The organism is Tateyamaria sp. GN1-10 (genome assembly GCF_055693845.1).
The window spans coordinates 2,474,864-2,499,439 of the sequence record NZ_JBVFUR010000004.1; the positions used below are offsets into that span (position 1 = coordinate 2,474,864).

Sequence of the window (24,576 nt, forward strand, 5' to 3'; positions counted from 1 at the left end):
ACAAGACCGCGAAAGTGCGGCTTTCGTTTTTGGGGGACATATGCCTGTTATCTGGCTCACGCTGATCGTTCTGACGATCTCGGCGGTTGGGTTCTTGATGGGGCGCCGACGTGCGCTAGTAAGCGCCGGTGGCGACAGCCGAAACCTTCACTCGCTGCCGATCTACTATGGCTCCAACGCTCTTATGAAATCGGTTGTTCCGGCCCTGGGGTTGATGATCCTCTGGTTGCTCGCGCAGTCCCTGTTCATTGACAGCCGTATCGTTCAGATAATCCCAGAAAGCGAAATCGCCGAAGGGTCGAACATCGGTCTTGTTATGTCTGATGTTCGCCGTACCGCAGACGGGCTTTCGAAAGCGGTAGACGCAGGTCTGTTGGATGATGAAACGGCACGGAACGCGGACGCCGATCTCGAAGACATTACGCAGCGGCTGAAAGATGCGGGTCAGGTCGTGACCGGCCAAATCACACAAACGATACTACAGGCTTCTCAAGCTTACCGCGCAATGAGCCAGACATCGAACCTGCTGATGACAATCGCAGTATTGATTGTCGCTGCCGCTGGTGCCGCCTGGGGCACAATGGAGAGCTCCAAGTCCTTTCGGGCCCGAAACACGGTCGAACAGGGTATTCTGGCACTTCTGATCGCGGCTGCTTCGGTTGCAATCCTCACGACAATCGGAATCATTCTTTCGTTGATCTTCAACACGATTGAATTCTTCCGCTTATACCCGGCATCCGATTTTTTCTTTCTGCTTGAATGGGCACCCAGCTTCTCCGGCCGTGGCGGTGCATCGAGCCTTGGGATTCTGCCCCTGCTGTGGGGCACGCTTTATATTTCACTGGTCGCTTTGCTGGTGGCTGTTCCCATTGGCCTTTTTGCGGCCATCTATCTGTCGGAGTACGCGGGCCCAAGGATGCGCAGCATTGCCAAGCCGCTGCTTGAGATCCTCGCGGGTATTCCCACCATCGTCTACGGTTTGTTCGCATTGCTGACCATTGGCCCAATTCTGTTGTCGGTGTTTGGTGACAATGGTCTGGGATGGATGCAGGGACAACGGGCCGTGCTGACTGCGGGCCTCGCCATGGGCATCATGTTGATCCCATTTGTCAGCTCTTTGTCTGACGACATCATCAATGCGGTTCCGCAAGCCATGCGCGATGGCTCGTACGGGCTGGGCGCGACGAAATCCGAGACCATCAAGCAGGTCGTACTGCCCGCAGCTTTGCCAGGCATCGTTGGTGCCATCCTGCTGGCAGCCAGCCGCGCCATTGGCGAGACGATGATCGTTGTGCTGGGGGCAGGGGCAGCGGCCCGGCTCAGCCTCAACCCTTTCGAAGCCATGACAACCGTGACCGCCAAAATCGTGTCGCAGCTGACGGGCGACAGCGACTTTGCCTCACCCGAGGCCCTTGTCGCTTTTGCCCTTGGCATGACCCTTTTCGTCATGACGCTCGGGCTCAATGTCTTTGCCCTCTACATCGTGCGCAAGTATCGGGAGCAGTATGAGTAATGACTGACGCAACAATGACCCCCGAAAGCGCACGCCCATCCCGGTCGCTGATACACGAGGACGCGCGCACCAAGAAACGCAATGCCTCCGAGCGTCGCTTCCGTGCCTATGGCATCGCTGCAATCTTTACGGGCCTTTTCTTCCTTGTGGCACTGCTGGCTGCAATCCTGAGTTCAGGTCTACCCGCTTTCCGGCAAGCTGTCGTCGAAGTGCCGTTCACGCTGACACAAGAGCAATATGACGCCGCTGAAAAAGCGTTGCTGAAAACCGGTATTTATACCGATTATTTCGTCACTTCTCTGACCCAAACAATGGAGAGCGAAGGTGTCGAGATCGAATTCGATGAGAAGGCCATCGAACGTCTTCTTGGTAAGGTTGGCGGCGATTTGCGTAAATTTTACCGTGCCAATGAAGATCAATTGGGGGCATCTGTTTCCTTCGAACTCGCAGCAGCATCGCGTGTGGATCGCTATCTGAAGGGCACATTCGCACGTGAAGACCTGCAAAGCGGTAACCGCTTCTTCATGCCTGAGGATTTCGACCTGATCGACGCCATGCGCGAAGCCGGGTTGATCAAGCAGGTATTCAACTGGAACTTCCTTACTGGCGTGGATACGGGTGTGGACAACCCCGGTGGAGCGGGAATTGGTGCTTCGGTGCTGGGCTCTTTCTTCATGATGCTGGTTGTTCTCGTCCTGAGCCTTCCGATTGGGGTGGCTGCGTCGATTTACCTGGAAGAGTTCGCACCAAAGAACCGATTTACCGACTTCATCGAGGTCAACATCTCGAACCTGGCCGCCGTACCGTCCATTGTGTTCGGTATTCTGGGTCTTGCCGTGTTCATCCAGTTCGCACATCTGCCGCAATCAGCGCCGCTGGTTGGCGGCCTGGTGCTGACGCTGATGACGCTGCCGACGATCATCATCTCGACCCGCGCATCGCTCAAGGCCGTGCCTCCGTCGATCCGGGATGCGGCACTGGGGGTAGGGGCCTCCAAAATGCAAGCGGTGTTTCATCACGTTCTGCCATTGGCCGCGCCAGGTATTCTGACAGGTACTATCATTGGCTTGGCGCAAGCTCTTGGTGAAACCGCGCCGCTGCTGCTGATTGGGATGGTTGGCTTTGTTGCGCGATACCCGGGCACATTTGTCGAGGGTTTCATCGAGCCAAACTCGGCGGTGCCGGCACAAATCTACAACTGGGCCGCGCGGTCCGACGCGGTCTTTACCGAAAAGGCCTGGGGCGGCATCATTGTGCTGTTGCTGTTCCTGATCACCATGAACACCATCGCAGTTATCCTGCGGCGCCGGTTCGAACGCCGCTGGTAGGAGGCTACCATGAATGACATGAGAATTCTGGAGAGAGACGTGGACACAAACGACGTCAAGATCGCGGCCAAAGGTGTGCAGGTCTACTACGGGGACAATCACGCCATCAAGGACGTGGATGTCGAAATCGACGACAAGACCGTCACTGCATTTATCGGTCCATCAGGCTGCGGGAAATCAACATTTCTTCGCTGTATCAACAGGATGAACGACACAATTGATGTGTGTCGTGTGTTGGGTGACATCCATATCGACGGTGAAGACATCTATGACGCCAAGGTTGATCCGGTGCAGTTGCGTGCGAAGGTGGGTATGGTTTTTCAGAAACCGAACCCATTCCCTAAGTCCATCTATGACAACGTAGCCTATGGCCCGCGCATACACGGACTTGCAAAGAACAAGGCGGAACTGGATGAATTGGTTGAGAAATCTTTGCGTCGTGGTGCGATCTGGGATGAGGTAAAAGACCGTTTGGATGCGCCAGGTACCGGCTTGTCCGGTGGCCAGCAGCAGCGCCTGTGCATCGCGCGTGCCGTTGCGACCGAACCAGAAGTGCTGCTGATGGACGAGCCGTGTTCGGCGCTTGACCCAATTGCAACCGCTCAGATCGAAGAACTGATCGACGAGTTGCGCCAGAGCTACTCCGTGGTGATTGTCACGCACTCCATGCAGCAGGCCGCACGGGTCAGCCAGAAGACGGCATTCTTTCACCTCGGCAACCTTGTTGAATACGGTGAGACGGGCCAGATCTTTACCAATCCCGTCGATCCACGCACCGAAAGCTATATCACTGGCCGCATCGGCTAAGGAGCAGACCCATGCAAGACCAACACATCGCATCGGCCTTTGACAGGGACCTTGAAGCGATCCAGGCGCAGATCATGAAGATGGGCGGCTTGGTTGAAAACGCAATTCTTGAGGCATCCATCAGCCTTGAAACCCGTGATGAAGAGCGGGCGGAACAGGTTCGCAAAGGCGACAAGGCCATTGATGAGCTGGAAGAGTTGATCAATGAGGAAGCCGCGCGCGTGATTGCTCTTCGCGCGCCGACGGCAATCGACCTACGACTTCTGTTGTCCGTCATCAAGGTGAGCGCCAACCTGGAACGTATTGGAGACTATGCAAAAAACATGGGTAAGCGCACAAGCGTTCTGTCCCAGATGGCGCCAGTGAACGACAGTGCAGGTGCCTTGCGCCGCATGGCGAAAGAAGTGGAGCGCATGCTGAAAGATGCATTGGACTCCTATGTGGCACGCGATGCTGAACTGGCTCAGGACGTGATTGATCGCGACGCCGAAGTCGACCAGATGTACAATGCGCTGTTTCGCGAATTCCTGACATTCATGATGGAGGATCCGCGCAACATCACGGCTTGCATGCACCTGCATTTCATCGCGAAGAACATTGAACGCATGGGCGACCATGTGACGTCGATTGCAGAGCAGGTCGTCTATTTGGTGACCGGATCGACCCCGGAAGAAAACCGCCAGAAGGCGGACAAAACATCCGTTCAGGCTTAGGAGACAAGGCAGATGTCCGTCGATCAGCCCCGAGTTCTGGTTGTCGAAGATGAGCCAGCACAACGAGAGGTGCTAGCGTACAATTTGGAGGCTGAGGGTTTTGCCGTCAGCCGCGCGCAAAACGGTGAAGAAGCGCTTCTGCTCGTCGACGAGGATATGCCGGATATCATCGTGCTGGATTGGATGATGCCAAACCTGTCAGGGATTGAAGTCTGCCGCAGGCTTAAGATCAAGCCTGAGACCCGCAGCATTCCGGTGATCATGTTGTCGGCCAGATCTGAAGAAGTCGACAAGGTACGTGGGCTTGAAACCGGCGCCGATGACTACGTGGTCAAACCATACTCAGTGATCGAACTCATGGCGCGTGTGCGCAGCCAGCTGCGGCGCGTGCGGCCTGCGACTGTTGGTCAGAGACTGGAATTTGATGACATCGTGCTGGACTCGGAAAGCCACAAGGTCACGCGCGGTCGGGACGAGCTGAAGTTAGGCCCGACAGAGTTCAGGTTGCTCAGCACGTTCATGGAAAAACCTGGTCGTGTCTGGAGCCGTGAGCAGCTTCTGGACCGTGTCTGGGGGCGTGACATCTATGTCGACACCAGAACGGTTGATGTGCACATCGGCCGGTTGCGCAAAGCGCTTACGTGTTTCGGTGGCGCCGATCCGGTACGCACGGTCCGTGGCGCGGGGTATGCCTTGGGGTGACGTTCGATAGTGCAGCCTAAGTAAGTGTCTGGCTTGTTATCGCGTATTATTTAATTTACATAATGTGGATTATACGGCTTGTGAGTGTGCCCTACAGCCATTGTGAATGTCCCTTATAAATGAGACTCCTATTTTGAGACTCAAATCCAGGCAAAATGACCATACCATCTCGGCCCTACTGTCGCAAAGCGGCCCTTGTGACTGAAGCGATTGCAGGTCTGCTATGCGGGATTTTCTACCGTTCGTATTCAACTGGCAAATGTCCACAATGCGGTTTCTAGTGTTCTCGATCACACAGGTTATGGTCGGCCAATGATGCCAACACGTAGCAATCTTCCGACACACCTTCACCGTCGCAGCCTTTCGATATCCTGCTAAGTTCATTTTCGAGCGTTTTGAGACGTTTGATCTTCGCACGGACCTCCTCTAGTTGAGAAGTGGCAATGTCCATCGCCGCTTCGCACGACCGATCCGGATGCTCCTGCAATTCGATCAGCGAAGAAATCGCTTCAATCGAAAACCCAAGGTCGCGCGCGTGTCTTATGAAGCTAAGCCGCTCCAATCCGGCTTTGTCATATCGCCGTTGGTTGCCGGACGTGCGCTCTGCCTCGGCCAATAACCCCATCTCTTCGTAATAACGGATGGTCGGAACCTTGACCTTTGTGCGCTTTGAAAGCTCGCCAATGGAAAACACGGAAATACCTCTTGAACCTCTAGTCACTAGAGACATTACACTATGAACAACCAAAGATGAAAGAGATTTCCCATGGCAGGTTGCTGCGGACATGACGCCAGGTTTGACGGTGTTTCAGATGATTACAAAAGACGGCTCTGGATCGTTATTGCCCTCAACGCGACGATGTTCTTTGTCGAGATAACAGCAGGGTATTTGGCCAAGTCTCAGGCGTTGCAGGCCGATGCCCTCGACTTTGCAGGCGATGCGCTAACCTACGGAATATCGCTCGCGGTCATCGGGGCTTCGCTGCGTGCCCGAACGAACGCGGCACTGTTCAAAGGAGTCAGCCTTCTCTTGATGGGGCTGTGGGTGTTCGGATCGACTGTTTATCGCGTCTTCTATGTTGGCATCCCCGCGGCCGAGATCATGGGAGTTGTGGGCTTTCTTGCGCTGCTCACCAATCTGGCAAGCGTATTGCTGTTGGTCCGCTACAAGGACGGCGATGCCAATGTCCGGTCGGTCTGGCTGTGTTCGCGCAATGACGCCATCGGCAATGTGGCAGTGATGTTTGCAGCACTTGGTGTGTGGGGCACGGCAACGGGTTGGCCTGACCTGATCGTGGCAACTATCATGGCTGGATTATTCCTGTCATCGGCCTTCCAGATCGTTCGCCAAGCCTTGGCAGAGCGGCGGGAAATGACCGAGCATGAGCATAGGCAAAGTGCGAAAGCAGACCTTCGCTAAGATGCGGCAAATGGCGCGAAAAAGCGCAACCTGTGAATTCAACTTTCTTGCTGCGATGCCAACGAGGAACCTGCCAATCATGCGTGGCGCAGCGAGAGCGCGCACATCAATTTACAGGTCGCGCAACAAAGAAGTATCCGAAGGCCGATTTCAAGCCAGTAATGACGATACGTATCGTGAACGTCATATCACCAACAAGTGACGTGGCAGGCGGAGGCGCGTAAAGCCTGTTGTCGTTTTCACTCTCGGTCCACGAATGTTTCTTGTTCCATAGAATAAAGCAACCAGTTTCCGCTGCCTCGGGTGCGAACGGAGATCAAGCCGGGCTCATCTTCTTGAAAATCCTCGTATTCGGGTGGTAAAAGCTGTCGGCCATCCGTGGCAAACAAAGCTTGGTTTTCCGTACCCGATTGGCGACCAGAGAATACGCCGCTTTCTCTATAGGCCCAGAAGTCTTCAAAGTCTGCGCCGACAAGCTCTTGGCCGTTGGCATCAGTAGGAGCCAGAAATTCGCGATGGGAATGAAGGCGAGAACAGCCATCCGGGCGTGACCGTAGGCGTCTCGGGAGCGTGCCATCGCAATGATACCGAAGGCATAGCCAATCCCGAGGCCGACAACCACGTCTACGAGCATGAAAACCCACAGGAAACCGCCGGTCATCGCCGGGATTGGGCCAAACCAGACGAGTTGGGATGCGGCGGCGACAAAGAACAGAAGCCCGGAGTAGGCGAAGTAGGGAGCACGCCGAAGCTCGGCGCTGCTCTAGTGGAATATCGCAGCGACAACTGCGCCCGCGATGGTGATCCCATAGGAGATCAGCCGCAGGCTGTCCCCCGTTGGCTAACATACTGGATTACAGGGTCTTCGAACATACGGAACCATGCTGGTGCTCACCGTTACTGACAACGAATTAGCATCAAAGCGGACACCATGCATCGCGCAGCATCCGTCCTCCGGGCTCACAGTCAGCTTTCGCCGCATGGTGCTCCGGTGTCCGCTTATGTTCCGTTCCTGGCCCCTACCCCAGTCTCAGCAATCGACCCCGCTGATTTCATTGCGGGTCTGGTCTCAAAATTTAGGGAACCTCACAGCCATTGTCGGTGTCCCTATATAATGGGACTGACTGGATGAGACTCCCTTCTCTTGTGAAACAATGACTTAGCGATTTTGGGCTTTTAACGTGGTTGGGATTGGATCGATCTGCAGGCGCATTCACAATCTGCGGTCTCCGAAAGGCCTAGAATGAACTGTCAACACTTCTAACAGCAGTGGCGCGCCACAGATCGTAAGATCTGGACATACAGTTTGCCAAATGCGAAGCTTTACTTGGAGGCTTTGACGGAGACGTCTTTGCCTTTTTTGTTTGCACCAGTCGTCCGATTGGCAAACTGTTGAAACTGCATTGATGAGACTCCTCTTCAATGCAGTTGGTCCCAAAGCGAATTAGCATTGCCGCACATGAACGGTTGATATTCTCACCGCGTTTGTGGCCAAAACGAAAGAAACTGCTAAGTCATCGGATACAGCCACAATATCTGCAAGGCGTTGTCTGCACCACTGCCCCATCAGATGCGTTTTCGCAATTTTGTCACTTTGTGTCGTAGTTATCGGCCCCAATGTATGTACCGGCTGCTGTTGGCAAATGATTTCTCGCATGTTCTCGGAAGTGGCTCATATGTATCCAGCCTACTGATCGACACGCGGGTCGTGGCCGTGTTGGGGTTACGCACGCGCCGTGGTCTCATTAGCGGCAAGGTCCAAATTGACCGAATGGGCCGTCAGCCTCTGGGGGCGTAATTGTTCCGCTCCATGCTTTCTTTCAGTCGCGAACTCTTCTGGGTCGATCCGACTTACACGCCGATGGCGATCTCGTCTCTGGGCGCGTCAAACGCCGTTTTGTATCTCAAGATGCTCCACGCCATTCGTGCCCGCTTATTGGCCAAGGCGACAGCAAGCTTGTTGCGGTTCATCCGTTCTGCGGCTCGCGTCAGCCAATCTCCAAAGCTAAAGTCCGGCCAACGGTTGGTTCGCATCAAGATAACCTTGGCGGCCTGAACGAAGAGCATTCGCAGGTATCGGCTGCCACGCTTTGGTATCCGGCCAAGCACTGTGCGACCGCCTGTACTGTATTGTCGCGGTACGAGGCCAACCCAGGCCGCAAAATCGCGTCCTCGACCAAAGGCCTCGCCCGTTCCAATTGCTGCTACCATCGCGGTCGAGATCATTGGGCCGGTGCCAGGGATCGTCATGACGTTGATGCAGTTCTCTTCGGTGCGACTGATCTGTTCGATCTCCTTCGAGACGGTTTCGATCCGATCATCAAGCCAGAGCCAATCGCCATAGAGACCAATCAAGATCGTCCGCATGCGAGGTGATATCTCGTCCTTACGCTCTTCCAGGATCGTCTCGAATGAGTTCTTCAGAGCTCGCAAACCTTTGCGCACCGTGATCCCCTGTTCGATTAGGAAGGCGCGGATCTGGTTGATCGTGGCCGTCCGGCGCAACACCAGCCGTGACCGAACGCGATGCAGTGCCTGCAAGTCGAGCTGTTCCTGGCTCTTCTCCGGGACAACCGGCAGATTGGGTCGCAATGCCGCTTCAGCTATCGCCTCCGCGTCGTTGTAATCATTCTTCTGTCCTTTGATGAATGGCTTCACATAGATTGCGGGTATGATCCGAGGCTCGAAGCCCATCTTGCGGAGAGTCCGGCTCACAAAATGAGCGCTCAGACAAGCCTCCATGCCGACCACGCACCGGGGCAGCTTCTCAAACGTCTGAACCAGCGCCAGCCGTTTGATCTATTTGCGCATCACCAACTGCCCATCAGGGTCGAATGCCACGATATGGAATGTGTCTTTGCCGATATCGATGCCAATCGACATCAACTCATCAAAATCGTTCTCCGCCATGCTACTTCTCCTATTTGCAGGTGAAATAGGCCAAGCCTCAACCGGCTGGGTGAAGCAGCCAGTACATCCCATTACCAGCCATCCGCAGCAGATCACAGATGCCGCGCTTGCAGCCATCAGAGGAAACATTCGCTGCGCTTGCAAAGTCTTGGGTTAGTCCAACTTTCGGATTGCGGGACTTCGCTGCTGTTTGCTGCGGCTGCGCCAAGGTCAGATTTTGGCATTCGTTTCGTCCCAAGACAACGGTGACGGCAATTTGCCCGAGGTAAAATCAACTCATAAAACTCAACGGCGGGAGTGAACTTTCGCAGGTTTGGAGGCCCGCAGAGTCAGTATCTTAAGGATTAGCACGTCCCCACTTTCTGTTTCGCAGACCTCGATTGGATAAGAGTTTGCCGCTGTCCTAGCCCCCTATAGCTTTATCATTGCATTGGCTGCGGTAGATATAGAGGCGATCTGCAACGTGAGTACGCGGAATTTTCAGCTCGTCAAAATCAGGCCTCGGAAGCAACCTATTGAGCAACGGCAACGAACAGCGACAGGTGGATATCGTCGATCCTGAACTTGGTCAGATGTACAAGCACGCCGAAACGAATTCTGCGTTGCTGCGCTGATCACCAGATGCAAGTTCGCTGTTTCGGAGTGCCAAATGCAGACTCAAATGCGCCTTTACGGAGCATGGACCAAACGAACCCGCCATCCCGCTGCCCGTATTGTGATTTCAACGCAGGACACCGTATCCTTGTCCGTATGAAAAATCAAAGTCATCCGCCGAGATACGCCGCACGCCTGAACGCTTTCAAGATCGGGGCCAACGACTATTGGCCCCAGAAAAACACCGTGACCACGGCCGACCTGCTTTCACGCGCAGCCACCGCAGGCTTGACAGCCGCTGATCTGAATTTCCCAGATCACTTTGTGGATGACACACCTGCGGAGCTCAGCTTGGCACTACACGACAACGGGATGGTGCTGAACGGTGTCGCCATGCGGTACTACACCGACCACCGGTACAAGCTGGGCGCCTTCACCAACCCAGATGCATCAGTACGTCAGGCCGCGATTGACGAAACCAAGCGGGGTTTGGATACTCTCGGCCAGATGGGCGGCACCCTAATGACCCTCTGGATGGGGCAAGATGGGTTCGATTACTCGTTTCAAATGGACTATGCACGCGCCTGGGACGCGACACTTGAGGCCATGGCGGAAGTGGCCGACCACAATCCTGCCATCGATATCGCACTTGAATACAAACCGAACGAGCCCCGGGCCTTTGCCTTGATGCCGGATGCGGCGACGACCCTTTTGGCACTGAGCGAACTGAACAGACCCAACACCGGCGTTACGTTGGACTTTGCGCACGTGCTTTATGCTGATGAAATGCCGGCCTACGCTGCCGCTCTTGTCGGTCGGTATTCACGCATTCTGGGCGTTCATCTGAACGATGGCTACGGAAAATGGGACAACGGTCTGATGGTTGGTGCCGTCCACCCGATTCAGACGGTCGAGTTGCTGGTTGAACTCGAGCGCGCGGGATATGATGGCACGATCTACTTTGACACATTTCCCGACCATTCCGGCCTGGATCCAGTTGCCGAAGCCCGCACGAATATCGAGGTGGTCGAGCGGTTGCGCGGGGTGGCCACCCGTCTTGTCGCGGATTCAGAGCTGCAACGCGCAATCGCAAAACAAGACGCACCCACGGCAATGCGTCTTGTGCAGGCGACGATGCTGCCGTGAGTGTTTTTGTTGCCGGTTCGCTGCATCTTGACGTGGTGCTCCGCGCGCCGGATTTGCCCCGGCTGGACGAGACGGTGACTGGCTCGGCCGTGGCTTATGTGTTTGGCGGCAAGGGTGGAAATCAGGCCGTGGCCGCGTCCCGCATGGGGGCCGACGTGGATTTTGCCGGCCGCATTGGTGGTGACCGCTTCGGGGACATGATCCACGACGCGCTGCTGGCCGCTGGGGTCAATATCGATCAGGTCCAGGTGGACGGCGGTGCCAGTGGCATGAGCGCTGCCATCGTCAATGACGATGGAGACTATGGCGCCGTCATCGTTTCGGCGGCCAATCTGCGCATTGATCCCGAAGCCATCGCACTCCCGGACGGCACGAAGCTGGTGCTCCTCCAAAACGAAATTCCCGAAGCGGTGAATCTGGCCGTGGTGCGGCAGGCGGTGCAACGGAGCGTCCCGGTATGGCTCAACGCAGCCCCCGCACGGACCTTATCGCCCTCACTGACGGACGCGGTCGATCTGCTGATCGTGAATCAGGTCGAAGCCGAATTCTACGCCGGAGCAACGTCAGACACGCGTGTGATACGGACGTTAGGCTCAGGTGGAGTTTCGTTCCATGGCACCACCTACCCCGCCCACGCGGTCAATGTGATCTCGACCCATGGCGCAGGTGACATGTTCGTGGGCGCATTGGCGGCACAAGTCGCGGTTGGCACATCCATGACTGACGCCATCGCGTTTGCTCAAGCGGCGGCCGCGCTGCATGTTTCGAAACCGGTTGATCAACGCAACAGCATCACGCCGGACAAAGTCCAAACGTTCCAAGCGGATCAACTCAACTGGTAGAACCGCGCCGCTGTTCCGCCAAAAATCCAAGCGCGGTCAACGTTTGACAAATGCGCGGTCAGCTCCTGCGCGATGTCGTGCCACGCATCATACTCGGCTTGTAACCGACACACGGGCCAGTCCGATCCCCACATCACCCGCTCGGGTCCGAAGGCCTTTAGGATATGGTGCGCAAAGGGGCGGATGTCCTCAATCCCCCACCCATCGTCAGCTTCGGTCACGAGGGCCGAAAACTTAACACAAGCGGCGGTCCAGTCGGCCAATTTGGTCATCCCATCCGCCCATTCGGCAAAAACATTCCGGCCGGCTTGCTGGTCACGGATCTGTGGTTTCATGCAGTGGTCATAGACAACCCGCATCTCTGGATACCGCATCACCAAAGTCGTGAAGTTCGCAATGTGTTGTGGAAACCCAAGCGCGTCAAATGTCAGGTCCAGATCGATCAGCGCGCGGTAGGCCCATTGCACGTCCTCTCGCAACATCCAGTTCAAATCCGGGATATCCTGGATCATCGGGCGCACGCCACAAAATTTCGGGTGGGATGCCAACCGTGTCAAATGGTGCAGATGGCTGGGATCCTCAAAGTTGATCCAGCCGACCACGCCCTTGATCCAAGGCGTGGCGTCGGCAAGGCCCAACATGTATTCGGTTTCTTCCACGCTGGCCGCGGCCTGCACGATGACAGTGCCGTCAATGCCCAGGTGATCAACGTGCGGCGCGAGGTCCTGAGGGGCATAGGCACGGTTCAGTGTCGCATTGTCCTTGGGCATCCAATCGTAATCACCGCGTGCCGGTTGCCAGAGGTGATGATGGGCGTCGATTTTCACGTGGGTGCGTCCTCCCGCATCAGACCTTCAGACTTCAAGTCAGCCCAAAGCGCTGACGGGATGTCCGCACATGCGGCTGCCAGATTGCTCTCCATTTCTGAAACTCCCTGGCCGCCGGGGATGACCGTGACATGCGCGGGGTGCAACAGCGGGAACTGGAACGCTGCATCGACCAACCGGACGTTATGGACCTGGCAGACCCGTTCAATCGCGGTTACACGGTCGATGACGTCCTGTGGGGCAGGATCGTAGTTGTACCACGCCCCCTTGCAGGCGCCGGTGGCGAGAATGCCGGAGTTGTACGGTCCGCCAGTTACAATCCCGATCCCGCGCGACTCGCAAAGCGGCAGAAAACTGTCGAGCGCCGTCTGTTCAAGCAGCGTATAGCGCCCCGCCAACAGGAAGAGGTCAAAATCCCCGCGCTCGGCCAGCGTCTGGCACACTTCCCACTCGTTGATCCCGCCCCCGATCGCTCTGATCAGCCCTTGATCGCGCAGCGACACCATCGCGTCATAGCCGCGCCCGCCAAAGAACTCTTCGATCCGCATGTCCGAGACCTCTTTGGAGCCATGGGTAAAGATACAAAGGTCGTGAACATAAAGGATGTCGATCCGATCCACGCCAAGGCGCGAAAACGAGTGCTCGAACGAGCGCATGACACCATCATAGGAATAGTCGTAGTGCTCGCGCCGCATCGGAACATCGAACCACTTTCCAACCCCTGTCCGGTATTCTGGCGTGCAGGGTTTGATCAACCGCCCGACCTTGGTCGACAGAACATAATCATTGCGCGGCTTGCCACGCAGAAAGGGGTTCAGTCGAGTTTCGGACAGCCCCAGCCCGTACAGCGGCGCGGTGTCGAAGTACCGCACACCGTTGTCCCAGGCCGCATCGAGGGTCGCACGCGCGTTTTCGTCGCTGATCGCCTTGTACAGATTGCCCAGCGGCGCAGTCCCGAACCCCAGTTCGGTAAACGTCAGCCCCCCGTTGTTGATGCGGTCCCAATGTCGCGTCTTCAGATCCATGACCATCTCCCCCATCCTACCACTCTGACCTTAGCGCAGTTTCTTTTTGCCTGAACAGCCCGCTGTTCCTAAAGTCGACGGGGGGAGGACTGTGGATGACGGAGAATTTTACCCGGGTGTTCGGCGCGACCAAGCCGGTCATCGGGATGGTTCATATCGGGGCGTTGCCAGGTGCACCGCTTCACGATCCATCCCTTGATCTATTGGCCGCTGCCCGTGCCGATCTTACAGCGCTGCAGGATGCAGGCTTTGATGCCGTGATGTTCGGCAACGAAAATGATCGCCCTTACGAGTTTCAGGTCGATACCGCCTCGACCGCTGCGATGGCACACCTGATCGGTCAGTTGAAGCCAGGGATCAAAGTCCCCTTTGGCGTCAATATGCTTTGGGATCCCATGGCAACGATCGCACTGGGCGTGGCAACGGGCGCAGATTTCGTGCGCGAGATATTCACGGGCACCTATGCCTCGGACATGGGCCCTTGGACGCCGGACGCGGGCAAAGCAATGCGCTACCGCAATCGGTTGGGACGGCCGGACATGGCCATGCTTTACAATGTGTCTGCCGAGTTTGCCTATTCCATGGACCAACGCTCGTTGCCCGACCGGGCGCGCAGCGCGGTGTTTTCTTCGGTCCCGGATGCCGTCCTGGTCTCGGGCCAAATCACGGGTGAAGCCGCTGAGATGTCAGACCTGGAAGCGGTGAAAGCCGTCGTGCCCGACGTGGCGGTATTGGCCAACACCGGCGTCAAGCACGATACTGTAGCGGATGTCTTGGCCATTGCAGATGGTTGCATCGTTGGGTCATCGCTGAAAGTCGATGGGCACACCTGGAACCCCATCGACCCCGACCGCGCAGAGACCTTCATGGATCGCGTGCGACAGGTACGCGGATGAAAGAACGTCTCAAACAAGACCTGATGGACTTGATGCTGGTGCCGGGGCTTTCCGGCCACGAAGACCGTGTGCGCCGCGCCATTCAGGCACGTTTGGTCGAGATCGGGGTACAAAGTCGATCCGACCCCCTGGGCAATCTGGTTGCGCAGTTTCCCGGCCAGGGACCTGCGGTTATGCTGTTCACTCACATGGACCAGCTCGGGTTTGTGGTGCGCAAGATCGAAACGGACGGGCTACTCAGGATCGAGCGTCTGGGTGGCGTGCCGGAGCGCGCGCTTGCCGCGCAAGAGGTGTTGATCTGTGTCGGCGAAGGCCGCGATGTGCCAGGTGTCATTGCCAACAAAAGCCACCACGCGACAGGGCCTGACGAAAAGTTCACAGTGACCCCATATCGCGAGCTCTTTGTCGATGTCGGGATGTCATCGGATACCGAAGCCGAAGCGGCCGGCATTCGTATCGGCACCCCCGTGGTCTACGCGCCGCATGCCGGGCAACTGGCGGACGACCGCATCATGGGAACAAGTGTAGATGACCGGGCGGGCTGCGCTGTGTTGTTGGAGATCGCCCGTCACTTGAAAGATCGGCACGCGGGCCCTCCGGTACATCTGGCATTCACAGTGCAGGAGGAATTCAACCTGCGCGGCGCGTTGCCCCTCGCGCAGACACTGCAACCCGACATCGCGATTCAAATCGACCTGATGCTGGCAGCGGATACGCCCGGTATGGAGGGGCACGGCGATATCTCTCTCGGCGCCGGGCCAGGTATCAGTCTTTATTCCTTTCACGGGCGCGGGACGCTCAACGGTGTGATCCCGCACCCTGCAATGGTCGATCTGTTCGAACGGGCGGCGCAGTCCGAAACCATCCCCCTGCAACGCAGCGCACAGGTCGGCGTGCTGACGGACCTCTCCTATGTGCAACTGGTCGGCCAGGGCGTCGCCTCGATCGATGTCGGGTTTCCAATGCGCTACTCCCATTCGCCGCGCGAAGTCTGCGATCTGGGTGATCTAGTCGGGCTGACCCAGCTTGTCAGCGCTGCCCTGTCCCGTATCGGCTCCGACTTTTCACTCGACAGGGATGATTACACCTGATGGCGTACACGCTTGGCATCGACATCGGCACCTACGAAACCAAAGGGGTCCTCGTTGACGAAACGGGAACAGTCCACGGACAGGCGACACGGGGCCACCAGATGCTTGTTCCCCAACCCGGTTGGGCAGAACACCGCCCCGAAGAGGATTGGTGGGGCGATTTCGTCCATGTCAGCCGGACCCTAGTGAAAGACAGCGGTATCGACCCGGCAGACATCAAGGCGGTCGCCTGTAGCGCGATCGGTCCCTGCATGCTGCCGGTGGATGCGACCGGGACGCCCTTGATGAACGGGGTGCTCTACGGCGTGGATGGACGGGCAGAGGCCGAAGTGAACGAACTGACGGACCGGATCGGCGAAGATACCATCATCGCCCGCTGCGGCAACGCGCTGACGTCGCAATCGGTGGGCCCTAAGATCCTGTGGCTTAAGCAACACCGCCCCGAGATCTATGCCGAGACGGCACATATCCTGACCTCAACCAGCTTTCTGGTGCAGCGCCTCACGGGCGAAGTGGTCATCGACCACTACACCGCCGCAAATTTCTCTCCTCTCTACGACGTCACAACGCAGTCATGGATTGACGATCTGGCAGACGATATTCTGCCCCTGACCAAGCTGCCCCGCTTACTTTGGTCAAACGAGATTGCGGGTCATATCACACCAGCCGCAGCAGCCGAAACCGGCCTTGCCGCAGGGACGCCGGTGACCGCCGGAACGATCGACGCCGCAGCCGAGGCGCTGTCTGTCGGGGTCGATCACCCCGGCGACATGATGATGATGTATGGCTCGACCATCTTTATCATTCTGCGCACGCAAACACGCGCCGCCGATCCGCGCATATGGTACGCGCCCTGGCTTTTTGAGGGGGAGCACGCCTCTATGGCGGGGCTGGCCACGTCGGGCACGCTGACCCATTGGTTCCGGGACCAGGTCGCCCGTGATCTGGATGTGGCAGAGGCTTTTCCCATCCTGGCTCAAGAGGCCGCAGGATCGCCCCCGGGTGCCAATGGCCTGCTGATGCTGCCCTATTTCTCGGGCGAACGCACACCCATCCATGACATCAACGCTAAGGGCGCCCTGTTCGGCCTGAACCTGACCCACACACGGGGCGACATATACCGCGCCTTGATCGAAGGGATCGCTCACGGCACGCGGCACGTCACCGACACGTTCGCCGAACTGGGCCAGTCACCAACTCGTTTGCTCGCCGTTGGCGGAGGCACAAAAAATGCGCTTTGGCTGCAAGCTACATCCGACATCACCGGCATTGATCAGATCGTATGCGAAAAGACGGTGGGAGCCAGCTATGGCGACGCGTTCCTCGCCGCCCTAGCGATTGGGGCTGTCGAGCGGAACGACATTGCAAAATGGAACCCCGCGCTACATATGATCCCGGCATCCCCACGAGCGGAATACGACACGGCGTACACTCTCTTTCGCAGGCTCTATGCGCAGACGAAAGACATTGCGCGGGAGTTGGGGTGAAGGCCGACGATGCGGACAAAGCTGTCATACAGTCTCGAGGCGATACTTTAGAAAGATTGCACCGTCGTAGTCGATCTCGCCGACGTGCTTTGCGCCAAGTCTTTTGAGCGCGCCCAGCTTCTTGCGGGAAGGTGGTAAGAGGAATGTGACGTAAGGGATGCGGTCGTCCGCCATGGCAAATTCAATTGCTTTTCTTGAGATGCAAGCCCCAAGGCCAAAGGCGTCAGGCCGCAAGACCAAGCCGAAATCCCACTCGTCACCTTCCTTCTGAAAACCGCCCCATCCGACATACTGGTCGTCCGATAGGAATGCCCAGTGCCCAAGGCCATCACGCACCCAACACTGTTCTTTTTTAGCGACGAATTTTGCCGCAATCTCGGCGTCCCATTTCACGGACAAAAGCGGCATGTGCTCCGCCATCCGTGAGTCAGACATGTGGGCCGCAATCTCGGTTGGTTCAACTTCGGACAAGCGTGCAAAGGTGATGTCGTGTGTCAAATTGGCTTCCATCCGCGAATTTGGGGCTAGTAATTCAAATGATGCGGACTGACAACATATGCGCCTCGTCGCAGTGACGGACTGGACGAGTTTGAAAGTCGCAGATGATGCGAGAGCAGGCATCTACTCCGTGACTACTTCACCGCTCCTGCCGCCATGCCCTTGATGATGTATTTCTCAAGAAAGATGGCGACGATAATCAGTGGCAGGATCGCGGCCGAAGACAGCGCTGCCATGGACCACCAGTTGATCCCTTGCGATCCGGTCTGACTGGCCACCATGACGGGCAAGGTTGTGGCGTTGGTCGAACTCAGCAGAGCGGCAAAGAAGTATTCGTTCCAGCACAGCACGAGGCTCAGGATGAATGCGGCGACCATGCCAGGAAGCGCGATCGGCAAAACAATCTGGATGAAGGCGCCCCAGATGCCCAAACCATCGACCAGAGCGGCCTCTTCTAGCTCAACCGGAATGCCCTGGAACTGGTCACGCATGATCCAGATCACGATTGGCAGCACCATCAGAGTGTACAGCAGGATCAGACCAATCTGGCTGTCGAGCAAGTCAAGTGAGCGGTAAAGGACTAGGAACGGCAGGGCCAGAACCACGGGCGGCAGGATCATCTGGCTCAGGAAAAAGAACGAGATGTCCGAGTTGCGCATGAACCCGAACCGGTAATTGAACCGGGACAGACCATAGGCAGCGAGCGACCCCAGAACGACGGCAAGCAACGACGCTGAAGTGGCAACAATTGCACTATTCCAGAAGCGTTTCAGAAACTCTTCCCGCACGGTCGACACTTCTCCGATCAACCGCGGTGAGATGCCCAGCGACTCCCACCCCTTCCAGCGCGGGGTGAAATCCCACCAGGGCACCATGTTACCCCGCATCACGTCCGGGGCCAGCTTGAATGAGGTGGTAATGGTCCAGTAGATCGGGAATAGGCACACGATGGCCCAGACGATCAGCGCGGTGTAAATGGCCACTCTGCTGGTCCACCATTTCATGCGGACTACGCGATCCGCGTCGTGATCCTTGAAAACGGCAGCATTGGTCATGCGGGGCGCTCCATCCAACGGCTCACCAGCTTGAGCAGCAGCGTGACAAAGATGATGATCAGCACGAGGTACACCATCGCCAGAAGCGTGCCATATCCCACGTTCGAACGGTCACGGTACTCACGAAAAATGAAACTGGTGACCGAGTCAGTGGCGCCGCCCGGTCCGCCAGATGTCACGTTGATGATGATATCTGCCAGCTTCAGCTTGAAGATGACGCGGATAACGATGGCCGTGACAGACACTGGCAACATCAAGGGAAAGATCACCTCTTTGAAACTTTGCCAGCCGGATGCTCCGTCCACTTTTGAGGCTTCGATCACCTCGCGCGGCAGCGCCTGAAGCCCAGCCAGCAGCATGATCATCATGAACGGGATAAAGGTCCACGCGTCCATAGCCATAATCATGAAACGGGCAATCTCCGGGCTGCCAAAGAAACTCGGTTCGAACCCAAGTTCGCGCACAAGCCGCGAGATGGGGCCGAACCGCACCTCCAACATCGACTTGCCAATCATCCAGGACACCGCAACCGGGCTCAGCATCAGGGGCAGTAGAAAGACGACACGAAAGAACTTGCGCGCCCGGATTTGCGCGTTGAGCAGCAGCGCAAGGCCGAAGGCGATCACGTATTCCACGCTAACCGCCAGGACGTAGTAAACCATGTTTTTCAGTGCGTTCCAGTAGAACTGGTCGTTCCACATCTGCACCATGTTCGCCCAGCCATTGGGCTTTGGGCCATCAACGGACGCCAGATTCCAGTCCGTGAAGGAGATGTAGAGCGCAAAAAGCAATGGAAAGACAACGAGGCTGATCACGAATAGTGCCGCAGGCAAAACAAACAGCGTCCGCTTGCCCGCTTCGCCCCGAACCATGACCTGCGAGACACAGAGCGCCGTTGCCCAAAGCATGTACGCGTACAGCACGGGGCGCCAATTTCCGAAACCTTGGCCAACGCGGTCCATCTCGAACGCCATTTGCCATGCGGCAAGGCCGACACACAGCAGTCCCGCACCCCAGACCATGCTTTTCCCCAAGCGCTTTCGCGTTTCGGAAATGTCATCGGCGGTTACTGTGTGAAGAAGGTCGCCCTCGGTGTTCGTCATGCTCAGGTCAGGTCCGCCAGATTTCTTGAGCTATGTTGAGGTCTCCATCTATGATTTCACAGACTTTGTATTTGTCCAAAGCCGTCAATGTGCCCTCGAACTTCACAAGATCAAGGCTGAAACCTTTCGCCGCGAGACAATCCTTGGTCAACTTGTAAGCTGCCGTCGTTTGCAAAGGCAGGTCGCAATTTTCATGGATACACTCGACCACAGAGTTTTCAATTTCGGAAAAAGTCTTGGCCGCCAGCCCCATTGTTGCGCATGCCAGCGTGAGGACAAAAGCACCGAAGGATTCTGCTTCGGACAACTTCCATGCTGCACCTCCTGCACCCCAAACAGTTTTTAAGTCCAATCGTACATTGACAGGATGCAGAGTTCGTAAAGTACCATCTTGGTGTTGGTGTCCAAGCTTGGCGACCTCGACACGGGGGGCGGCTACGCTGCCGTTCGAACCTGTTTCTTGAACCGGTTTTTTGATCAAAACTTGGCGAATAGTTTCTTTCGAATAGCCAGCATCTCTGAGGATTTTTGCAATCTGCATGAATAGCCACGTCTTGAGAAATTTCGTTTCTGGGCAGCAGTGCTGTTGCTGCTGCCCAAAAGTCTGGCAAGATCAGAGGCCCAGGGATGCCCGATACACCGCGATCTGGCTGTCCCGCCCGATCTGATCGGTGATCTCTTCCCAGGCCGCAGCAATGGCATCAGCCGTTTCCTGCGCCGATCCGTACTGTCCCGCATAGCCCTTGGCCAATTCGTCCTCGGCAGCCGAGTAGTATTGGAAGATGCCGGGTATGCGGGGTTCGATGGCTGCGTTGGGATGGTTGTAACTGTCGGCGTTCGAGCCGAGGTAATCCTCGATGAACGCGCGGTCGTAGCCTGCCTCTTCCCACTCTTCGAATTGGAAGTGCGAGTTGCGGTAGGGCTGGAAACCCGACGGATAGGCCGACGCCCAAAGCGATAGGTCCTTGCCACCCAAATGGGCTGCCGCGGACCAGGCTGCTTTCTTCTTTTTCTCGTCGCCTTCGACCGTGGCCATGACGTAAACACCCCACCCGATGTAAGCCATATTGGGCGCTTCGTTGCGCGTGTCTTCCCATGCGCCGGACTGTGCGTTGTAGACTCGATCCGAGGCCGGGTTGATGCCAAAGCCAACCACATCGCCGACAACAGACGTGTCCGACGTACGGGCCGAAGAACCCACATCGCCCCACCACATCAGCATGGAACCCGTACCTGCAAGGAATTGCTGGAAGGCTGTCGTGCCGGGGTCCGCATTGATCTGGTCAGCCGGGTAAGCGCCCGCTTCAATCAGGTCCATCACGTCCTGAATGGCTTGCACCCAGGCAGGGTTGTTGACCATGGGTGCCATGGTTTCGGGGTCAAAGAGCCACGCGGGCGAATTCGGGTGTTTCGCATAAGCCGCAGCGCGGTTTTCCAGGAAGTAGAAGCCAAAGCCGCCCCAGCCCTTCAACGGATCAAGATAGCCATGTGCGGGCAGACCGGTCAGCGGGTCCTCCTTGCCGACAAGATCCTTGGAGACCTGGTTGATCTCTTGCCAGGTGGTCGGCACCTCGGCGCCGCCAATACCGTCGGGTCCGAAATAATCCTTACGGTATGCAAAGCTGTGGCAATCGCCGTCGATGGACACGCGGTAGGTCTTGCCATCCCAAGTGCCCACAGGCGCCTTGAGATAGTCGACGTAGTCGTCCATGTCGATCTGTTCTTTGACCCAGTCGGGCATCTCGGACGCCAGACCCTTGCCCAGCACGTCGCCTTCAAACGGCGCGCCCATTTCGATGATGTCGAAGTCAACGGTGCCCGTTGCAATCGACTGTTGCAGGCGGGCGTTATAGTCGGCTTGCGCCAAGTCGATCCAGTTGATCTTGGCCCCGGTATAGGCCTCCCAAGGCTTCAGGAAGCCGCGGAACAGGAAGTTGTGCAGGTTCTGGTTGTTCAGGCCCATAAACGTCAGTTCGACGCCCTCGAACTCGCCTTCGGCCACGTTCTCCTTGGTCGCGCCAAGGCACATTTCGCCAACTTTCTGCCAATCGCTGTCAGTGGGCGATCCGGCCCCGACGCCTGGAATTTTCAGGATTTCGGCACGGACGTTTCCGTGTCCGTCGGCCATGGCTGCGCCTTTGGGCATCATTGCTGCAGCACCCATCGCGGCGGTGCCTTTCAGCATCTGCCGACGGTTCATTTTCTGCGCCGCTCTAATGTAATTGTACAATCCGGTCTTCATATCCATCCTCCCTGGATCTCGTGATACAAATCATCCTTGGGCAGATGGTGGGGCGCATTTTTTGTTATTTTTTCTAGGTGATAGCGCCTCGTACTCCCCCGAGGAACTCTCACTATGCGTGAGATTTACGTTAAGTCAACAAAAGCTGACCCGGATACGTAGACAACAAAAACCCCTTTCACTAGCATCCAATTTCTAAGTGAAGGGAAGCCGCGCATGGCAGGCGTCAAGATTCAGGACATCCGAAAATCATACGGTGCCGTAGAGGTGATCCATGGCGTCAACGTGGACATCGGCGACGGGGAATTCGTGGCCCTTGTTGGCCCCTCGGGGTGTGGGAAGTCGACGCTGTTGCGTATGATCGCCGGGCTTGAGCCGATCAACGGCGGCACCATCGCCATCGGTGACCGTGTCGTGAACAACCTGCCGCCAGCGGATCGGGATATCGCCATGGTGTTCCAGACCTACGCGCTGTACCCGCACAAATCCGTCGCTGAAAACATGGGTTTTGCGCTGAAAGTGTCAAAGGTCGACAAGGCAGAGATTGCGCGCCGGGTAAAGGAAGCCGCCGAAATCCTCAGCCTCACCGAATATCTTGATCGAAAGCCGCGCCACCTCTCCGGTGGGCAGCGGCAACGTGTGGCGATGGGCCGTGCTATTGTGCGTGATCCGCAAGTGTTCCTGTTTGACGAACCGTTATCCAATCTCGATGCCAAGCTGCGCATCCAGATGCGGACGGAAATCAAGGAACTGCACCAGCGGCTCAAGACCACGACAATCTTTGTCACCCACGACCAGATCGAGGCGATGACACTGGCCGACCGTATCGTGGTCATGCAAGGCGGCAACATCGAACAGGTCGGCACACCGCTTGAACTTTATGACAACCCCAAAAATGAGTTCGTGGCGACGTTCATCGGCGCGCCGTCCATGAACCTTTTGAATGCTGACCTGTCTGACAAGCAGATCAGGATCGCCGATCAAACCTTTGCCGGGCCGTCAGGCGCGGGGAAAGTGCGTCTGGGTGTACGGCCCGAACACCTGGTTCTTGCCGACAAGGGACTGGCCATGCAGGTCAAGGTGGTTGAACCCACTGGCTCCGAGACTTTGGTTTTTTTGAATTTCGAGGGTCAGGATGTCACCGCAGTCTTTCGCGAGCGCCACGCGTTCGCGCCTGGACAGACCGTTCATTTGGCGCCGGATCCAAACTGCTTGCACGTCTTTGACAGTTCGACCGGCCAAAGACTGGCCATCTGATCATGCCGCCACGCACCGTCCTTTGTTTTGGTGACAGCAACACGCATGGGACGGTTGGCCTGACCACCACGACGGATCGACGTCGACATGACAAACCGGACCGCTGGCCAAGTGTGATGGCCCGTTCGCTGCCGCACGATTGGGACATCATTCCGGAAGGACATCCCGGGCGGACGGTGGTTTGGGATGACCCGATCGAGGGTATTCACAAAAACCGCGCGCGCGCTCCACGTCATTCTCGAAAGCCACAGGCCCGTCGATCTGGTCATTCTTCTATTGGGCACCAACGATCTCAAATCGCGCTTCGGCCTGTCGGCCCACGACATCACCCTTGGTCTACAGCGGCTCGTGACAGAAATCCGCGGGTCCGACAGTGGCCCCAACTCTCTCGCGCCCGACGTCCTGTTGGCTGCGCCAATCATCGCACAGGAAGTTGGCGTACTGAAAGAGTCATTTGCAGGTGCCGGACCCAAATCGGCGGCCCTCCCCACCCTGTTGAAGAACGTTGCCACCCGACACGGAACCGGATTAGTCGACCTGAATGACGTTGCCAAAGTCGATCCGGTGGACGGCGTCCACCTCTGCGTCGGTGCGCATGCCGCGATCGGCGCGGCCATGGCCAAGGCTGTCGCGGACCAAATGAACTGATTGCCCAAGAAAAGGAGTTCACACATGCTCAAGGGAATTGATCCGATCCTGAATGCCGACGTGCTGTATGCGCTGCGGGCGATGGGTCATGGTGACGACCTGATCATTGCTGACACAAATTTCCCCTCGGACAGCATGGCCCGCGAGACTGTGCTGGGCGAGGTCCTGCGCATAGACCGCCCGGCGGCGGAGGTCGTGCGCGCAGTGTTGTCCATCTACCCCATCGACACCTTTGTCGACGATGCCGCCGCACGGATGGAGGTGGTAGGTGAACCCGACACCATCCTGCCGGTGATGGACGAGGTTCAGACCGAAGTCAGCGCCGTCGAAGGCCCGACACTGTTGGGGATCGAACGCTACGCATTCTACGAGCGGGCAAAACAAGCCTATGCCGTCATCCAGACCGGAGAGCGGCGGTTCTACGGTTGCTTTGCCTTGCGCAAGGGCGTTGTCGGCCCGGATGAGGGCTGAC

At 57.0% G+C, this 24,576-nt stretch carries 23 protein-coding genes and 1 pseudogene; 14 read left to right on the forward strand and 10 right to left on the reverse strand.

Annotation, left to right across the window (positions count from 1 at the left end):
* Positions 1–40 precede the first annotated feature (40 nt).
* Genes pstC through phoB form a run of 5 tightly spaced genes read left to right on the forward strand, consistent with a single transcriptional unit; the run spans position 41 to position 5,063 of the window.
* Entirely contained in the window at positions 41–1,513 is a 1,473-nt protein-coding gene (gene pstC, locus ACZ1HN_RS14155; protein ID WP_472727960.1) for a phosphate ABC transporter permease subunit PstC, read from the forward strand.
* Positions 1,513–2,841 (forward strand): phosphate ABC transporter permease PstA, encoded by a 1,329-nt coding sequence (gene pstA, locus ACZ1HN_RS14160; protein ID WP_299767743.1) that lies wholly within the window; start codon positions 1,513–1,515, stop codon positions 2,839–2,841. The genes pstC and pstA overlap by 1 nt, the downstream gene beginning before the upstream one ends.
* 9 nt (positions 2,842–2,850) lie before the next feature.
* Complete coding sequence (pstB, locus tag ACZ1HN_RS14165; protein ID WP_472727961.1) at positions 2,851–3,648, forward strand: phosphate ABC transporter ATP-binding protein PstB; 798 nt, start codon at positions 2,851–2,853, stop codon at positions 3,646–3,648.
* 11 nt (positions 3,649–3,659) lie between these two features.
* Complete coding sequence (gene phoU, locus ACZ1HN_RS14170; RefSeq protein WP_299196476.1) at positions 3,660–4,361, forward strand: phosphate signaling complex protein PhoU; 702 nt, start codon at positions 3,660–3,662, stop codon at positions 4,359–4,361.
* A 12-nt stretch (positions 4,362–4,373) separates the two neighbouring features.
* Positions 4,374–5,063: a phosphate regulon transcriptional regulator PhoB gene (phoB, locus tag ACZ1HN_RS14175; protein WP_472727962.1), complete on the forward strand. Its 690-nt coding sequence runs from the start codon at positions 4,374–4,376 to the stop codon at positions 5,061–5,063.
* A gap of 277 nt (positions 5,064–5,340) precedes the next feature.
* On the opposite strand, the gene ACZ1HN_RS14180 is transcribed toward phoB, so the two are convergent.
* Positions 5,341–5,757 carry a MerR family transcriptional regulator gene (locus tag ACZ1HN_RS14180; RefSeq protein WP_472729329.1) on the reverse strand — a complete coding sequence of 139 codons (417 nt, stop codon included), beginning with the start codon at positions 5,755–5,757 and terminating at the stop codon, positions 5,341–5,343.
* Positions 5,758–5,829: 72 nt separating this feature from the next.
* Between ACZ1HN_RS14180 and ACZ1HN_RS14185 the strand changes: the two genes are divergently transcribed.
* Complete coding sequence (locus ACZ1HN_RS14185) at positions 5,830–6,483, forward strand: cation efflux transmembrane domain-containing protein (protein WP_472727963.1); 654 nt, start codon at positions 5,830–5,832, stop codon at positions 6,481–6,483.
* A 316-nt stretch (positions 6,484–6,799) separates the two neighbouring features.
* Here the strand turns inward: ACZ1HN_RS14185 and ACZ1HN_RS14190 are convergent, their stop codons facing one another.
* Together ACZ1HN_RS14190 and ACZ1HN_RS14195 are read right to left on the reverse strand one after the other, a co-directional pair.
* Entirely contained in the window at positions 6,800–7,144 is a 345-nt protein-coding gene (locus tag ACZ1HN_RS14190; protein WP_472727964.1) for a hypothetical protein, read from the reverse strand.
* A 1,190-nt stretch (positions 7,145–8,334) separates the two neighbouring features.
* Positions 8,335–9,393, reverse strand: a pseudogene (locus tag ACZ1HN_RS14195) (IS110 family RNA-guided transposase).
* 750 nt (positions 9,394–10,143) lie between these two features.
* On the opposite strand from ACZ1HN_RS14195, the gene ACZ1HN_RS14200 reads away from it, so the two are divergent.
* Complete coding sequence (locus ACZ1HN_RS14200) at positions 10,144–11,133, forward strand: sugar phosphate isomerase/epimerase family protein (RefSeq protein WP_472727965.1); 990 nt, start codon at positions 10,144–10,146, stop codon at positions 11,131–11,133.
* Complete coding sequence (locus ACZ1HN_RS14205; RefSeq protein ID WP_472727966.1) at positions 11,130–11,975, forward strand: PfkB family carbohydrate kinase; 846 nt, start codon at positions 11,130–11,132, stop codon at positions 11,973–11,975. The genes ACZ1HN_RS14200 and ACZ1HN_RS14205 overlap by 4 nt, the downstream gene beginning before the upstream one ends.
* Here ACZ1HN_RS14205 and ACZ1HN_RS14210 read toward each other — a convergent pair.
* Positions 11,960–12,802 carry an amidohydrolase family protein gene (locus ACZ1HN_RS14210; RefSeq protein ID WP_472727967.1) on the reverse strand — a complete coding sequence of 281 codons (843 nt, stop codon included), beginning with the start codon at positions 12,800–12,802 and terminating at the stop codon, positions 11,960–11,962. The two genes, ACZ1HN_RS14205 and ACZ1HN_RS14210, sit on opposite strands and share 16 nt — an antisense overlap.
* On the reverse strand, positions 12,799–13,827 hold the full coding sequence (locus ACZ1HN_RS14215) for an aldo/keto reductase (protein WP_472727968.1): 1,029 nt from the start codon (positions 13,825–13,827) through the stop codon (positions 12,799–12,801). Before ACZ1HN_RS14215 ends, ACZ1HN_RS14210 begins: the two co-directional genes overlap by 4 nt.
* Positions 13,828–13,922: 95 nt before the next feature.
* Between ACZ1HN_RS14215 and ACZ1HN_RS14220 the strand changes: the two genes are divergently transcribed.
* From ACZ1HN_RS14220 to ACZ1HN_RS14230, 3 genes are read left to right on the forward strand one after another with little or no spacing between them, the layout of a single operon-like run.
* Positions 13,923–14,723: a BtpA/SgcQ family protein gene (locus ACZ1HN_RS14220; RefSeq protein WP_472727969.1), complete on the forward strand. Its 801-nt coding sequence runs from the start codon at positions 13,923–13,925 to the stop codon at positions 14,721–14,723.
* Entirely contained in the window at positions 14,720–15,814 is a 1,095-nt protein-coding gene (locus ACZ1HN_RS14225; RefSeq protein ID WP_472727970.1) for a M42 family metallopeptidase, read from the forward strand. Before ACZ1HN_RS14220 ends, ACZ1HN_RS14225 begins: the two co-directional genes overlap by 4 nt.
* Positions 15,814–17,301 carry an FGGY-family carbohydrate kinase gene (locus ACZ1HN_RS14230; RefSeq protein ID WP_472727971.1) on the forward strand — a complete coding sequence of 496 codons (1,488 nt, stop codon included), beginning with the start codon at positions 15,814–15,816 and terminating at the stop codon, positions 17,299–17,301. Before ACZ1HN_RS14225 ends, ACZ1HN_RS14230 begins: the two co-directional genes overlap by 1 nt.
* A gap of 24 nt (positions 17,302–17,325) precedes the next feature.
* Here the strand turns inward: ACZ1HN_RS14230 and ACZ1HN_RS14235 are convergent, their stop codons facing one another.
* From ACZ1HN_RS14235 to ACZ1HN_RS14255, 5 genes are all read right to left on the reverse strand, one after another.
* Positions 17,326–17,811, reverse strand: coding sequence for a GNAT family N-acetyltransferase (locus ACZ1HN_RS14235; RefSeq protein WP_299596325.1), 486 nt, complete (start codon positions 17,809–17,811; stop codon positions 17,326–17,328).
* Positions 17,812–17,933: 122 nt separating this feature from the next.
* Entirely contained in the window at positions 17,934–18,854 is a 921-nt protein-coding gene (locus ACZ1HN_RS14240; RefSeq protein ID WP_299596327.1) for a carbohydrate ABC transporter permease, read from the reverse strand.
* Positions 18,851–19,957, reverse strand: a complete 1,107-nt coding sequence (locus tag ACZ1HN_RS14245) for a carbohydrate ABC transporter permease (RefSeq protein ID WP_472727972.1) — start codon at positions 19,955–19,957, stop codon at positions 18,851–18,853. Before ACZ1HN_RS14245 ends, ACZ1HN_RS14240 begins: the two co-directional genes overlap by 4 nt.
* A gap of 7 nt (positions 19,958–19,964) precedes the next feature.
* Positions 19,965–20,498, reverse strand: a complete 534-nt coding sequence (locus ACZ1HN_RS14250; protein WP_472727973.1) for a hypothetical protein — start codon at positions 20,496–20,498, stop codon at positions 19,965–19,967.
* A gap of 72 nt (positions 20,499–20,570) precedes the next feature.
* Positions 20,571–22,199 (reverse strand): ABC transporter substrate-binding protein, encoded by a 1,629-nt coding sequence (locus ACZ1HN_RS14255; protein WP_472727974.1) that lies wholly within the window; start codon positions 22,197–22,199, stop codon positions 20,571–20,573.
* A gap of 216 nt (positions 22,200–22,415) precedes the next feature.
* On the opposite strand from ACZ1HN_RS14255, the gene ACZ1HN_RS14260 reads away from it, so the two are divergent.
* The 3 genes from ACZ1HN_RS14260 to ACZ1HN_RS14270 all read left to right on the forward strand — a co-directional run bounded on the left by ACZ1HN_RS14260 (position 22,416) and on the right by ACZ1HN_RS14270 (position 24,575).
* Entirely contained in the window at positions 22,416–23,456 is a 1,041-nt protein-coding gene (locus tag ACZ1HN_RS14260; RefSeq protein WP_472727975.1) for an ABC transporter ATP-binding protein, read from the forward strand.
* A 186-nt stretch (positions 23,457–23,642) separates the two neighbouring features.
* On the forward strand, positions 23,643–24,104 hold the full coding sequence (locus tag ACZ1HN_RS14265; protein ID WP_472727976.1) for a GDSL-type esterase/lipase family protein: 462 nt from the start codon (positions 23,643–23,645) through the stop codon (positions 24,102–24,104).
* 24 nt (positions 24,105–24,128) lie between these two features.
* Complete coding sequence (locus ACZ1HN_RS14270) at positions 24,129–24,575, forward strand: RbsD/FucU family protein (protein ID WP_472727977.1); 447 nt, start codon at positions 24,129–24,131, stop codon at positions 24,573–24,575.
* The last annotated feature ends 1 nt before the right edge of the window (position 24,576 follow it).